This is a genomic window from Mesorhizobium sp. 113-3-9 (assembly GCF_016756515.1).
Lineage (GTDB): Bacteria > Pseudomonadota > Alphaproteobacteria > Rhizobiales > Rhizobiaceae > Mesorhizobium.
In genome coordinates, this window is the sequence record NZ_AP023246.1 from 2,873,015 (window position 1) to 2,885,460 (window position 12,446).

The following is a 12,446-nucleotide window of genomic DNA, read 5'->3' on the forward strand; positions in this document are numbered from 1 at the left end:
TTATCCTGATGAGAATGTTTGCCTGTGTGCGCGCCGTGCATTCCGTGTTTTCAATCAGCGGAATTCGCAACACTGGAGGCAAGACATGAACGCTCCGCAGGTCCATTCAAGTCTGGACATCGACTGGTCGACCGAGGCAATCGTGGAGCGGCGGAATCGCTTCTATTCGGCCACGCAGCGTAAATTCGTGCCCTACAAGGATCCGCTGATCCTCAAGCGCGGCAGGGGTCAGTATGTCTGGGACGAGAAGGATCGCAAATATACCGATCTACTCGGTATGAACCTTTGCATCTCGGTCGGTCACGCGCATCCACAAGTGGTCAAGGCGGCCTCGGAGCAATTGGCGGAACTGACGCATTGCACGACGATGTTCTACCACCCGGTTCCGGCCCAATATGCCGAGGAACTGGTGGCGACAATGCCGGTAGGACATGACTGGGTCGTGCATTTCACCAACAGCGGCGCCGAGGCAATTGATCTCGCGCTTCTGATGGCGCGCTCGCACACCGGCAACATCGATATGCTGGCGCTTGCCTCGAGCTATCACGGCGCCACATTCGGCGCCCAGTCGGTTACCGGCATAGCGGGTTTCCGCCATCAGGTGCCGCAGCTTGGCGGCGTAACTTTCGTGGCCGAGCCCAACCAGTATCGTGGCATTCATGGCGAAGGGGTGCAGCCTTATCTCGACGAGGTCGAGCGCGCGATATCAAGCTCGACCAGTGGCCGGCTGGCCGGCATGGTCATCGAGCCCGTACAGGGTTATGGCGGCATCGTGCCAATGCCCCCTGGCTACATCGCCGGTGCCTTCGAGCGCGTGCGAGCAGCAGGGGGCGTCTGCATCATCGATGAAGTACAATCCGGCGTCGGCCGCACCGGCAATGCCTTCTGGGCTTTTGAATCGCATGGCGTCGTGCCCGACATCGTCGTTGTCGCCAAGGGCGTCGGCAATGGCATCCCACTCGGCGCCGTCATCGCCAGGCGCGCGGTCGCCGAATCCATGGCCGACAAATTCCTATTCCACACCTATGGCGCCAATCCTGTCGCCTGCGCCGCTGGACGCGCGGTGCTCAAGGTGATGCGCGAGGAGCGGCTGCAGGACAACGCGGCTGTAGTGGGCGGCGCGCTCATTCAAAGGCTGCAGGATCTCAAGAGAGATTTCCCGCTGATCGGCGATATAAGGGGACAAGGCTTGATGCTCGCCATCGAGCTGGTCAAGAACCAAGCGACAAAAGAACCGGCCCCCGAAGCAACCCTACAGGTCTTCGAGGAAACGCGGCGTCACGGCCTCGTCGCCAGCCGTTCCGGTCCATATCGAAACGTCATCAGGATGTGCCCGCCACTTTGCCTGTCGATGGCCGATCTCGATAATGTGGTGGACAGCTTCGTCCGTAGCTTTCGGATCGTATCAACCTGACCGGTTTTGGTACGATGGGTAGGCAAGATGCTTTCTTATCCGATCAGCCGCTGCTCATCGAATCGCGTTGCCAATAACGTCCAACCAATGGAGTTGGACAAGATCGCCGGCGAGGAGGGAGACCGGTATGCGATGTAGGCGGGAAGCGGCCGGCGCGTCCGCGATTGCAATCTCTCTAGAATCTTTCAAAATCGACGGCTGGCCGTTACTCCCAGCAGTGTCGGCGCCCACGCGGTCGTGCCTGCAGCTGCCGGTCCTCCTACGGCGCCATCTCGGTCATTCACAGGAAAGGGGTTCCTAACGGCCTGCGGCCACGCGGTGCATTGCCGCGCGCCAGTACATAGCCTTTTCTGGGTCGATGCTCGATGCCTAAGGCGTCCGGACTCGCGAACAGGGCGGCGAACTGCTGCACGCCCGCGCTCGTGATCGTTATCCTTTCGCAGGTGGCACCGATCAAATCGCCTCTGTAAAGCACGCACCCTGGGCGTCGAGCATTTTGGTCAGACCGTCATCATCGCGGATCTCTATCGGCATTATGGCATCGATTGGCAAGACATCATGGCAGCGGTGCAATCGGTTTCAGCCGGCCGGCCACTGAAGCACCTTGGCCCCGCCGCCTGACGATCCGCCAGCATCGCCTGGTTGCCGGCTCGTTCGGTCGAGCGCCGTCAATACCGGAATTCCTTGAGGGTCGTCGCCAATCGTCCGCGCCATCTTCCCGCGTGGCGAGAGAACGTGGGGGAGATGAAAAAATGGCTGAGGCCGGCAATCTCATGAGCGGTGACGCGCCGCGGCCGTCGGTTGGGACGGCAGCGGCCATTGCACATCACGGCGAACTCATCCAGGGCGTCTTCAAGGATGATGGCGGGCGCCTTCATCGCGGGCTCGTGACACTGCCTATTGCCGGCTTGAGATCGGAGGCGAGCTTTGTCAGGAGCGATGGCGATGCGGTCGTTGTTCACCCCGATCACAAGGTCAAGGCAGCGGCAGCCGCGCGGCTTACGCTCGATTTCTTGAACGTCGCCGGCGGTGGCGAGCTGACGCTTCAAAGCTCAATTTCCGTGGGGCACGGCTATGGCTCATCGACGGCTGACGTCGTTGCTTCCATTCGTGCTGTCGCCGCGGCCGTCAACGTTCAGCTGCGGCCCTCGAGCGTCGGGCGTCTGGCCGTCGCCGCCGAGCGTGCCAGCGACGCGATCGCGTTCGATGAACACGCGGTGCTCTTCGCGCAACGGGAAGGCACGGTGATCGAGAATTTCGGTGGCTCCCTGCCGCCGCTGCTTCTGATCGGCTTCAAGACAAATGGCGGCGTCCCGGTCGATACATTGCAGCTTCCTCCCGCACGCTACGACAGTGCCGAGATCCAGGAATTCGGCGTGCTCCGGGCTCTGGTGGCGCGGGCGGTTCGCCTTCAGGATCCCTACCTTCTTGGACGCGCCGCCTCGGCCAGTGCCCTGATCAGTCAACGACATTTGCCGAAACAAGGCTTCGGCGATATCGCCGACATAGCCAGGCGAGCCGGGGCATGCGGAGTGCAAGTCGCTCATAGCGGCTCGTTGTTCGGCCTGATCTTCGATCTTTTCACATCGAATCTGAAGCGACGGGCGGCGCTCGTCGCGCAGCAGATAAGACGTGCCGGCTTCAAGGATGTCGAAGTCCATCTGGTCAATGCGGAGGGCTGGACATGGTGACCCTCGACGTGGACTATTTCAGGGACCTTGAGACACCGCGCCTTGCCGTGCTGGCGCCAAATCTCGTGGCCGCGGCTTTTCCGCTGATGAAACTGATGCCGGCCCGTTTCATTCTGGATCGGGCAGCGTCGAGTGGCGAACTGAAGGCAGGTTCTCATATTGTCGAGACCACGTCCGGCACGTTCGGAATGGCGGTGGCGCTGCTCGCGGCGGCGCGAGGTTATCGCCTTACGCTTGTCACTGCTTCAACGCTTATCGATGCCAAATACAAAGCCCGCCTAGAGCGCATCGGCGCCACGGTCATCGCACTTGACGATCCGCGCGGCGACGGCAATCAGCCCGGCCGGCTGGAGCGCCTCCAGGAAATCCTGGACAAGGAGCCGGATGGTTTCTGGACCCGACAATACGACAGTCCGGGCAATTGGCTCGCCTATGCGCGGTTGGCTGAACTCTTCATCCGCGCAATGGGCAGAGTTGACTGCCTGGTCGGCTGCGTCGGTACGGGCGGCTCGCTATGCGGCACCGCTTCCTTTTTGCGAACTGTCTTTCCGCATCTGACGGTGTTTGCCGTCGATACCCATCGCAGCATTCTGTTCGGGCAGCCGGTCGGCAAACGTATGCTGCGGGGCCTGGGCAACAGCGTTTTACCGAAAAATGTCAGGCATGAGCTTGTCGACGAGATCCATTGGGTTGGCGCCTACCCGGCGTATATGACCGCGCACCGTTTGCTGCGCGGGCACGGCCTCTTCATGGGGCCGACAAGCGGCGCCGCCGCCTTGGTGGCGCAATGGGTCGCAACGACCCTTCCGGAGGCGCAAGTGGCGGTCATCATGCCTGACGAAGGCCATCGCCATGCCGAGACTGTCTACAATGACGACTGGCTTGCGGCTCTGCCTGGCTGGCCCTGCAAGGAACTGTCCGAGCCAAGGACACTGACGACAATCGCGCCGGCCGCGGAGACGCAATGGACGCGTTTTCTTTGGTTTCGTCGCAGTCTCGACGATGTGCTGAAAACGGGCGAAGCAGGCGAGGTGCCACCGGCTGTTGGCGCCGCGGAAAATCTATGAAGCGAGATCCAGCCCTTTTTCGTCGAGCCAGCGCCAGGCGTCGTCGGTCGTCTGGAAGATCCGATCGTGCTCGTTCGATCCAGCGGACCGATCGAGATCCTTGAGACCGCTGGCTGTCACGACGGCCACGACCCGGTCTGTGGTTGCGATGATACCTTGGTCTTTCAATTTCGATATGGCGATCAGCGGCGTGACCGACGCCAGTTCGGCAAAGATCCCTTCGTCCCGCGCAAGGCGTTCCTGCATCGCAATCAGGCCGTGATTGCTGACGGGGACGGCGTGCCCGCCGGACTCCCGAAGAGCCTTCAGCGCCTGAAAGGTGCTGCGCGGCGTGCCGATCGATACGGCAAGGCTGTCGAAGTGCATCTTGCGTTCGCTCAACGCATCGGCGCCGCTGGCCAGAGCGTCCGCCAGCGACCCATGTACCTCCGCCGCGACGAGACGAGGCAGGCGCGTGATCGCCCCTTGCGCGAACAGCTCGCAAAAGCCAGCCCACACGCCGGACAACGCATCGCCATAGCAGACCGGCAGGACGCACCAGTCTGGCGCCGTCCCGTTTGATTGCTCGACGATCTCGTAGGCGATGGTCTTGTAGCCCTCGATGCCGAGTGGATGGCTGCCGACGACCGGACCGTGATAGGGCGATGCGATGAACCAGTCGTAGCGTGCAGCCGCCTGTTCAAGCAGCGACCATCGGTCCATCTTGCTGACCAAGGGCAGCACCGTCGCGCCATATTTGCGGATCTGGGCCAGCATCGCGCCGGCCGATCCCGCGAAAGTGGTGACGACGCATTTCAACCCGGCTTGGGCTGCGTAGGCCGCCAGCGAAGCGCCGGCGTTTCCCGATGAGGCGGTCGCGACGATTTTAGCACCACGCGCGCGCGCCACGCTGACCGCAATGGTCGAGAAGCGATCCTTATGCGACCAGGTCGGGTTTCGGCCTTCGTCCTTGATTGCGAGGTTAGACACGCCGACAAACGCGCCGATGCGCGGCGCGGCAAGCAAGGGCGTCAGACCCTCGCCGAGGCTCACCGCCGCCGCTTCTGTGCAAGGCAGCATATGTGCAAAACGCCACAGCGAGCGCGAGCTGGTGGCGCCGGCTAAAGGGTGAGGCTGTGGAACTGCATAGATCGGCCGAAGATTTGCTGGCGCGGTGTCTTGGCACCGCGCGCATCCTTTGGAGTCGATCGTGACGTTGGCGGGGTAGGAAGCGCCGCATCGGATACAGGCGAATTCCAGAACCCGGCTTTTGTCCATCTCCAGACGGCTGATCTCGCCTGGGGAATGCGCGGACATGTCGTGCGCGAGGTCGCGAGACGGCCGGCTCGTCATGGCAATTCCTTGTCCAGGAAACGATGAATTCGCTGGTTGTTTCAAACAGCCAACAGCGCGGCTGTCAATGCGGAATGTGCACTATAGTGTGTCGCACCATAGTGCGCGCCGTAGCATCCGTTGTTTGATGAAACTTCGCGGCGTTTTTGGCCTGAACGTGCAGCGGCTTCGCAGAGAAAGAAAACTCTCTCAGGAGCAGTTGTCTTTCGCTTCGGGCCGGACGCGCGCCTATATCAGCAGCGTCGAGGCCGGACGGCGCAACGCCACGCTGGATACAGTCGAAATTTTGGCCAAGGCGTTGAATGTCGAGCCGCAAGAGTTGGTTTCGGCAAGCCCGGCAAGTAGGCGCGCTATTCGGGTGACGAAGCCGGCGGCTTCAAAGTCGAACGAATGAAGTCAGGCGTCCTCAATGCTGTATTGGTCCGGTTTTCACTTATCTCGTCTTTGTGATGGGCGATTGACTCCTTTAGTGTACATTCGATGCACGTCCCATTGAAGATGGCGTCTCGACACTCATAGGTTGTTGCGCGGGGTAGGGCCTGACTGTGGTTGAGGTCTGCCGATGGAGAACGAAACCGTTATCGACCTTTTTGCGGCGATCTCGAGGATCGACACTGCGCGGTCGGCTGACGCAATCCTTCAAGAGTTTCGCGCGGCGATGGCGCGCTACGGATTGCGCAATTTTCTGATCACCGGACTGCCCGTGCCGCACGACACGGACTGGCGCCGCGAGATTCTGGGTGATGGATGGCCTCCTGAATGGCATCGTCGCTACGTCACCGAGGCGCATTTTCTGCATGATCCTTGTGTCGCCCAGTGCCGGCACTCGCCAGAGCCTTTCCGATGGGGTGAACTGCCGGCCGCAAGGTTGGTTGCGCGCGCGAAGCTGGTGATGGATGAGGCGGCCGAGTTCGGGATGAAAGAAGGTATCTGCGTCCCAATTCATGTCCCATTGGCCGGGCCAGGCGTCGTCACGGCCGCGAGTGACCGGATGGAAGTTCCGCCAAGCGCAGTCCCCTTTATCGAGACGCTTTGCGTGCATACCTTTCGCAGCCTCTCGGGACTGGGAACACCCGCCGATGCCGATGAGCCCACGCCCTTGACAGCGCGCGAGCGTGAACTCCTGGAGTGGAGCGCACAAGGCAAATCCACCGACGACATCGCTTGTATCCTCGGCGTCACCAGGAACACGGTCGAAAGTCATCAGCGCAACATCCGAGGAAAGCTCGACGCGATCAACGTCGCGCATGCCATCGTCAAGGCGCTGCGACGGCAGGAAATCCAGATTTAGCAATACCTGAATACCGTCATACGTACGACAAGCCCGTTTTACTACGACCCTGCGCCTGGAGGCGTCATGGTTCGTATGCATTTGGTCACTTGGGATAACAGGAAGCACTACAGGAAAGTTCTGGAGCGCTACTTTCGCATAAGGTACGACATTTACGTCAAGCAAAGGCGATGGCGCGCCGTCGGCCGGCCCATCAACATCGAGATCGACGCTTTCGACAACGAGCATGCAATCTATGTTCTGGCGCTTGACACCAACGGCAGGATCGTTGGCGGCTCCCGTCTCGTGCCGACGCTGCAGCCGCATCTTATGAGCGAGGTGTTCCCGGTTCTCGCCGGCGGCAGGCCTCCGAGAGCGGCCGAGATTTTCGAATGGACGCGCTTCTTCGTCGTTCCATCGCGTCGCACGCAAGGCGCCTCGTCACCGATCGCCGGCTTTGTTCTCTGCGGTCTGCTTGAGACCGCGCAAAGCCTGGGGATTCGACAGATCAGCGTGGTGTGCGAGACGTTCTGGCCAAAACGCCTGCGCGCCCTTGGCTGGACGCTGACCGAGCTCGGTGAAGTTCTCGAACATCCCGACGGCGACATCATCGCGCTGCTGATCGATGTCACACCCGAGGCTGTTGAACAGACACGCCGCGCTTACGGCATCAGCGGCGTCATACTCGCGGACAAGATCTAGGCTCATAACCAGGCATTTGCGGAAAGTCCGCGAGGCGTCGATCGTCAGGTATATTGTCATCGCGCCTATTTGCGCGGTAGTCAGCCTTATGATGCGTCGAACCCGGTTGATGGACTCATGAAGCCGCTGGTCCTGATCTCCTCGAAGGATCCGGATTTTTTCCTGGTTTTCGGGCACATACTTTCCGTAGCTGGCTTCGAAATACGGCTGATCACGGGAGACCGGGAAATCGCACGCGCCATCGAGGCGGCAGCCCCGCTTGCCGTGGTCATCGACTGCCATCCAGGCGACCGTGCAGTGGTCAAGCAGTGCGCCTGGCTGAAGACCACCGCCGCAACCAAAGGGACTCCGGTCGCAAGCCTGGTTGCCCCGCGTTCGGGCAAGCTGCATCTCGATTTGATCAAGGCTGGCGTCGACGAGGCATTTGCCCGGCCGTTCGCCCCCGAACAGCTCCTGGCCTGGTTGCATGGCAAGGCGGGCCTTGCGAAGCTATCGCGCGAAACGGACTCGGGTGAGTTGGTTCAGGGCGACTTCCGGCTGGAGCGACAGACCCATCGGACATTCTTCAAGCAAAGAGAAATCGTCATGCCACCGATCGAGTTCAAGCTTCTGCGCAGCCTCTTGGCGCAACCTGGCAAGGTCTTCAGCCGCGAGGAACTGGTCGCGACCGCATGGCCTGAACATGCCGCCGCAACCGACGTGCGGGGGGTCGACGTCCATATAGCCAGGCTGCGCAAAAGGCTTCGGGCATCCGTGGGAAGCGATGTGATCCGAACTGTCCGCTCAGCCGGCTACGCATTCGCCCCGGAGTGGTAACCTGCTCGGCGCTTCCGGCATCGGCGCGCGCGTGCGCGCCGATTGCCGGCACGCCGGGACCGCACGCATCGACGCTCAATGGCTCAGGATGGTATCCAGGAAAAGCCTGGCGCGGGGGTGAGCGGCGGCTGAGAAAAAGTCTTTGGAAGTGGCCTGCTCGACGATGCGGCCTTCGTCCATGAAAACGATTTCATCCGCGACTTCGCGTGCGAAACCCATTTCATGGGTCACGCAGACCATGGTCACGCCGCTTCCCGCCAGCGCGATCATGACGTCCAAGACTTCCTTGATCATTTCCGGGTCGAGCGCCGAGGTGGGTTCGTCGAACAGCATGATGCGCGGATTGAGGCAAAGCGCGCGCGCGATCGCCACCCTTTGTTGTTGACCGCCCGAGAGCTGGGCCGGGTAGGCCTGCGCCTTTTCGGGGATGCGCACCGCTGTCAGATGCTGCATGGCGATCTCTTTGGCCTCACGCGCCGGTTTCAAGAGAACCCTGCGCAGCGCCAGCGTGCAGTTGGCAAGCACGGTGAGGTGAGGGAACAGATTGAAGCTCTGAAACACCATGCCTGTCTGCCGGCGGGCCTTTGCAGCAGCGCGGGCATCCTTTCCCAGAGTTGCCGCTTCGAACTGGATCGTTCCCTTCTGGAAAGGCTCGAGACCGTTGATGCAGCGGATCAAGGTCGACTTGCCGGAGCCGGACGGTCCGCAAACGACGATGCGCGCGCCCGCTCCAACCGTCAGATCGATGTCTTTCAAAACCTGCAGGGAACCGAACCATTTGTTGAGGCCGTCGATCCGCACATGAGGGATGGATTGAACGGCCGGCACTGGATGTGGGGCTTGAGCGAGCATCAGCGACGTCCAGCTGCAAGCAGGCGCTGCTCGATGCGCTTCACGCCATAAGCAACGATCAGCGCCAGGGCGAGAAACAGAATGCCGGCCACGGTCAGCGGCTCTGCGTAGCGATAGGTTTCGGACGCGATATCGAAGGCGCGTCCGAGCATTTCGGGCACGGCCAGGATCGCGAGATAGGGCGTCGCCTTGAGGATCGAAACAACATAGTTGCCCAATGGGGCGGCGATGTTGCGCAACATCTGCGGCGCGATGACGAAAACGACCGTGTCGCGGCGTGTGAGCGACAACGCTCTGGCTGCTTCCTGCTGGCCCTTCGGGATCGCGTCGATGCCCGCTTTGAACACCTCCGCCAGATAACCGCTGTAATAGAGACTCAGCCCCAATACGCCGACCGTCATGGCGCCAAGCCGGACTCCGTAGAAGGGCAGCACGAAATACAGGAAATAGAGCCAGGCCAGAACCGGCGTCGAGCGGATGAAGTCGATCAGGAAGCGGACGGCGAGGCCAGGCGCACCGCCGCCGCGGCGGAGCATTTCGAAAGTGAAGCCGAGTGCGGAAGCCCCGATACAGCTCAAGACCGTTGCGAGCAGGGTGGTCCCGATCGCCCCGATGATCGTCGGGATGGTCGATAGTGCGAAGTCGAAGTTAAATCCCACGCGGCGTTCCTCTTTCAGGATTGACCCGCGCCTCGAGCCAGCGGCCGGCAAGCGCGATCGGATAACACACGACGAAGAAGGCCAGCAGCAGCGCCGAATAGATCGCGACCGGGTCGTATTCGGTCTGCGCGATCTCCTTGGCCCGGAAGGTCATGTCCGTCAGCGTGACCAGCGAGACGAGGGAAGTCGCCTTGACGAGCTGGATAAGGTTGTTGACGAAGGTGGGGCTCATGGCGACCAAAGCCTGCGGCAGTTCGATCAGAAACAGGATCGCCGGGCGCGAGAGGCCGAGCGCCATGCCCGCCTCGCGTTGGCCGGCCGGAAGAGATTGCAGCCCGGCGCGAACCGCCTGGCTGGCATAGCCGCCGGCGTTGAGGCCGAGAACCAATGCACTGACGGTCAGCGCCGATAGAGTGATCCCCATCACTGGCAGCACATAATAAAAAATGAAGAGCAGGACGACGACCGCTGAGCTGCGCCAGAATTCGATCACGGCGGTAACCAGAAAGCGGGTGATGCCGGTGGTCAGAAACTGCGCGACGCCGAAGACGAGCGCGAAGGGGACCGCAAAGACCAGGCCATAGGCGGTGACCTCAGCGGTGATGCCCAGCCCTTGTAGAATGCCCAGCCAGATGTCGAGCATGCTCACGGAGTCCCACCACTCTTCGCGGAAAGGGGAGGCGACGATGCCGGTATCGTCTCGGCGTGTCTGAGAAAGGCGGCCTTGCGCTCAGAAATCGCGCCCTCCGGACCGGACCTCATGGCAATCCTCCACGCCTTGAAAAGAACGATCGCCTGTAGGGGCAAGCCATCGATGGCTCTCTCATAAACCGCGTCGGAGTCAGATGTCAATAAACATGTACATATTATTTCCAAAGTTCATATAATAACGCTACGGCCGTCGACATCGCCGTTGGCCGGTCATTGCACGCTACGCTACGATGACGGCTGAAACCTGTTGAATCGGACCGCTCCAGGGCTCTTTTGATCGTCCCCGACCGGAGCGATGTTCGACGTGTTCCCGGTCCAAACGGGGACAGGATGGCTATGGCGCACAACGATACCGAAGGACGCGCGCGCAGCTCGCGTATGCTGCGCACCGCGCTCGGACCCGCCATCGCCCGGTTTCTCGACGACCCCGCGATCATCGAGGTCATGCTGAACCCGGATGGCCGCATCTGGGTGGATCGGCTTTCGGAAGGTTTGGCCGATACGGGGGAAATACTTGCGCCGGCCGCTGGTGAGCGGATTGTGCGCCTGGTCGCCCATCATGTCGGCGCCGAGGTCCATTCCCGTTCCCCGCGTGTCTCGGCCGAGTTGCCGCAGACCGGCGAGCGTTTCGAGGGCCTGCTGCCGCCTGTCGTCGCGGCACCCGCCTTCGCGATCCGCAAGCCCGCCGTGGCCGTGTTCACGCTCGATGACTATGTCGCGGCGGGCATTATGTCGGCCGGTCAGGCCGCGATCTTGCGCGCCGCGGTTGCCGGGCGCGCCAACATCCTTGTCGCCGGCGGCACGTCGACCGGCAAGACCACCCTCACCAACGCGCTGCTCGATGAGGTGGCGAAGGGAACGGACCGGGTTGTTATCATCGAGGACACCCGCGAACTGCAGTGCGCCGCGCCCAACCTTGTCGCCATGCGAACCAAGGACGGTGTCGCCACGCTCGCCGACCTGGTTCGCTCTTCGCTGCGCCTGCGGCCCGATCGCATTCCCATCGGCGAGGTGCGCGGCTCGGAAGCCCTGGATCTCTTGAAGGCATGGGGAACCGGGCACCCCGGCGGTATCGGCACCCTTCATGCGGGCTCCGGCATGGGCGCCCTTCGCCGCCTCGAGCAGCTTATCCAGGAAGCCGTCATCACTGTCCCGCGTGCGTTGATCGCCGACACGATCGGCCTCGTCGCCGTCCTCGCCGGACGTGGCGCCGCGCGACGTCTGATCGAACTCGTTCGGGTCGAGGGTCTCGGCACCGATGGCGATTATCGCATTGTTGAAGCCACGCCGATCAACCCGGGAGAAACTCCATGATCCGCCGCCTTGCACACCGCCACGGCCATCTGGCCGCAGCTGCCGCCGTCGCCCTTGCCGTCAATCTCCTGATCGCGTCGAGTGCCCGGGCGTCGGGCTCCTCAATGCCGTGGGAACAGCCACTCGAAAAGATCCTGCAGTCGGTCGAGGGGCCGGTCTCCAAGATCATGGCCGTTATCATCATCATCGTCACCGGCCTGACGCTGGCCTTCGGCGACAGTTCGGGCGGCTTCAGGCGGCTGATCCAGATTGTTTTTGGCCTTTCGATCGCCTTCGCGGCGTCGAGTTTCTTCCTGTCCTTCTTCTCGTTCGGTGGCGGAGCGCTGATCTGATGAAAAGCGCTTTCGAACAGCTTGATGCAGTGCCGGGATGGACGGTGCCCGTCCACCGGGCGCTGACCGAGCAGATCCTGCTCGGCGGCGCGCCGCGCGCAATCGCGATCCTGAATGGCACGCTGGCGGGCGCGGTCGGCCTTGGGCTGCGGCTGTGGCTGGCCGGCCTCCTCATCTGGGCAATCGGACATCTCGCCGCGGTATGGGCCGCAAGGCGCGATCCGCTGTTTTTCGAGGTTGGGCGCCGGCACCTGCGGCTCCCCGGACATCTGTCGGTTTGAGGGCG

15 protein-coding genes are annotated in these 12,446 nt (G+C 61.8%); 10 read left to right on the forward strand and 5 right to left on the reverse strand.

The window, feature by feature from the left end; translation table 11 throughout:
* The first annotated feature begins 85 nt into the window (after positions 1–85).
* Positions 86–1,414 (forward strand): aspartate aminotransferase family protein, encoded by a 1,329-nt coding sequence (locus MesoLj_RS13945; protein WP_202326351.1) that lies wholly within the window; start codon positions 86–88, stop codon positions 1,412–1,414.
* A 668-nt stretch (positions 1,415–2,082) separates the two neighbouring features.
* Here the strand turns inward: MesoLj_RS13945 and MesoLj_RS36280 are convergent.
* Positions 2,083–2,463: a hypothetical protein gene (locus tag MesoLj_RS36280; protein ID WP_244735388.1), complete on the reverse strand. Its 381-nt coding sequence runs from the start codon at positions 2,461–2,463 to the stop codon at positions 2,083–2,085.
* On the opposite strand from MesoLj_RS36280, the gene MesoLj_RS13950 reads away from it, so the two are divergent.
* Positions 2,428–3,105, forward strand: coding sequence for a GHMP family kinase ATP-binding protein (locus tag MesoLj_RS13950; protein WP_244735389.1), 678 nt, complete (start codon positions 2,428–2,430; stop codon positions 3,103–3,105). The two genes, MesoLj_RS36280 and MesoLj_RS13950, sit on opposite strands and share 36 nt — an antisense overlap.
* Positions 3,099–4,172 (forward strand): PLP-dependent cysteine synthase family protein, encoded by a 1,074-nt coding sequence (locus tag MesoLj_RS13955; RefSeq protein ID WP_202326353.1) that lies wholly within the window; start codon positions 3,099–3,101, stop codon positions 4,170–4,172. Before MesoLj_RS13950 ends, MesoLj_RS13955 begins: the two co-directional genes overlap by 7 nt.
* Here MesoLj_RS13955 and MesoLj_RS13960 read toward each other — a convergent pair.
* The gene (locus tag MesoLj_RS13960; RefSeq protein ID WP_202327289.1) at positions 4,167–5,429 is read right to left on the reverse strand and encodes a threonine synthase; all 1,263 of its coding nucleotides are present in this window, start codon (positions 5,427–5,429) and stop codon (positions 4,167–4,169) included. The genes MesoLj_RS13955 and MesoLj_RS13960 overlap by 6 nt on opposite strands.
* Positions 5,430–5,631: 202 nt before the next feature.
* On the opposite strand from MesoLj_RS13960, the gene MesoLj_RS13965 reads away from it, so the two are divergent.
* The 4 genes from MesoLj_RS13965 (at position 5,632) to MesoLj_RS13980 (ending at position 8,292) form a co-directional block, all read left to right on the forward strand.
* A complete protein-coding gene (locus MesoLj_RS13965) occupies positions 5,632–5,898 on the forward strand; it encodes a helix-turn-helix domain-containing protein (RefSeq protein WP_202326354.1) in 267 nt (88 codons plus the stop codon).
* Between the two features lie 168 nt (positions 5,899–6,066).
* The gene (locus MesoLj_RS13970; RefSeq protein ID WP_202326355.1) at positions 6,067–6,795 is read left to right on the forward strand and encodes a LuxR family transcriptional regulator; all 729 of its coding nucleotides are present in this window, start codon (positions 6,067–6,069) and stop codon (positions 6,793–6,795) included.
* 66 nt (positions 6,796–6,861) lie between these two features.
* Entirely contained in the window at positions 6,862–7,476 is a 615-nt protein-coding gene (locus MesoLj_RS13975) for an acyl-homoserine-lactone synthase (protein ID WP_202326356.1), read from the forward strand.
* 117 nt (positions 7,477–7,593) lie between these two features.
* On the forward strand, positions 7,594–8,292 hold the full coding sequence (locus MesoLj_RS13980) for a winged helix-turn-helix domain-containing protein (RefSeq protein WP_202326357.1): 699 nt from the start codon (positions 7,594–7,596) through the stop codon (positions 8,290–8,292).
* A gap of 75 nt (positions 8,293–8,367) precedes the next feature.
* On the opposite strand, the gene MesoLj_RS13985 is transcribed toward MesoLj_RS13980, so the two are convergent.
* Genes MesoLj_RS13985 through MesoLj_RS13995 form a run of 3 tightly spaced genes read right to left on the reverse strand, consistent with a single transcriptional unit; the run spans position 8,368 to position 10,446 of the window.
* On the reverse strand, positions 8,368–9,144 hold the full coding sequence (locus tag MesoLj_RS13985) for an amino acid ABC transporter ATP-binding protein (protein ID WP_202326358.1): 777 nt from the start codon (positions 9,142–9,144) through the stop codon (positions 8,368–8,370).
* Entirely contained in the window at positions 9,144–9,803 is a 660-nt protein-coding gene (ehuD, locus tag MesoLj_RS13990) for an ectoine/hydroxyectoine ABC transporter permease subunit EhuD (RefSeq protein ID WP_202326359.1), read from the reverse strand. Before ehuD ends, MesoLj_RS13985 begins: the two co-directional genes overlap by 1 nt.
* Complete coding sequence (locus MesoLj_RS13995) at positions 9,793–10,446, reverse strand: amino acid ABC transporter permease (RefSeq protein ID WP_446720309.1); 654 nt, start codon at positions 10,444–10,446, stop codon at positions 9,793–9,795. Before MesoLj_RS13995 ends, ehuD begins: the two co-directional genes overlap by 11 nt.
* A gap of 398 nt (positions 10,447–10,844) precedes the next feature.
* On the opposite strand from MesoLj_RS13995, the gene trbB reads away from it, so the two are divergent.
* Genes trbB through MesoLj_RS14010 form a run of 3 tightly spaced genes read left to right on the forward strand, consistent with a single transcriptional unit; the run spans position 10,845 to position 12,441 of the window.
* Positions 10,845–11,828: a P-type conjugative transfer ATPase TrbB gene (gene trbB / locus MesoLj_RS14000; protein WP_202326360.1), complete on the forward strand. Its 984-nt coding sequence runs from the start codon at positions 10,845–10,847 to the stop codon at positions 11,826–11,828.
* Positions 11,825–12,160 (forward strand): TrbC/VirB2 family protein, encoded by a 336-nt coding sequence (locus MesoLj_RS14005; RefSeq protein WP_202326361.1) that lies wholly within the window; start codon positions 11,825–11,827, stop codon positions 12,158–12,160. The genes trbB and MesoLj_RS14005 overlap by 4 nt, the downstream gene beginning before the upstream one ends.
* Positions 12,160–12,441, forward strand: a complete 282-nt coding sequence (locus MesoLj_RS14010) for a VirB3 family type IV secretion system protein (protein WP_202326362.1) — start codon at positions 12,160–12,162, stop codon at positions 12,439–12,441. Before MesoLj_RS14005 ends, MesoLj_RS14010 begins: the two co-directional genes overlap by 1 nt.
* The last annotated feature ends 5 nt before the right edge of the window (positions 12,442–12,446 follow it).

Coding starts and splice junctions, on each gene's coding strand:
- MesoLj_RS14005 (WP_202326361.1), top strand. CDS start 11,825: ATGATCCGCCGCCTTGCACACCGCCACGGCCATCTGGCCGCAGCTGCC.
- MesoLj_RS14010 (WP_202326362.1), top strand. CDS start 12,160: ATGAAAAGCGCTTTCGAACAGCTTGATGCAGTGCCGGGATGGACGGTG.
- MesoLj_RS13980 (WP_202326357.1), top strand. CDS start 7,594: ATGAAGCCGCTGGTCCTGATCTCCTCGAAGGATCCGGATTTTTTCCTG.
- MesoLj_RS13975 (WP_202326356.1), top strand. CDS start 6,862: ATGGTTCGTATGCATTTGGTCACTTGGGATAACAGGAAGCACTACAGG.
- MesoLj_RS13955 (WP_202326353.1), top strand. CDS start 3,099: ATGGTGACCCTCGACGTGGACTATTTCAGGGACCTTGAGACACCGCGC.
- trbB (WP_202326360.1), top strand. CDS start 10,845: ATGGCTATGGCGCACAACGATACCGAAGGACGCGCGCGCAGCTCGCGT.
- MesoLj_RS13960 (WP_202327289.1), bottom strand. CDS start 5,429: ATGGACAAAAGCCGGGTTCTGGAATTCGCCTGTATCCGATGCGGCGCT.
- MesoLj_RS13945 (WP_202326351.1), top strand. CDS start 86: ATGAACGCTCCGCAGGTCCATTCAAGTCTGGACATCGACTGGTCGACC.
- MesoLj_RS13995 (WP_446720309.1), bottom strand. CDS start 10,446: ATGCTCGACATCTGGCTGGGCATTCTACAAGGGCTGGGCATCACCGCT.
- MesoLj_RS13965 (WP_202326354.1), top strand. CDS start 5,632: ATGAAACTTCGCGGCGTTTTTGGCCTGAACGTGCAGCGGCTTCGCAGA.
- MesoLj_RS13985 (WP_202326358.1), bottom strand. CDS start 9,144: ATGCTCGCTCAAGCCCCACATCCAGTGCCGGCCGTTCAATCCATCCCT.
- MesoLj_RS13970 (WP_202326355.1), top strand. CDS start 6,067: ATGGAGAACGAAACCGTTATCGACCTTTTTGCGGCGATCTCGAGGATC.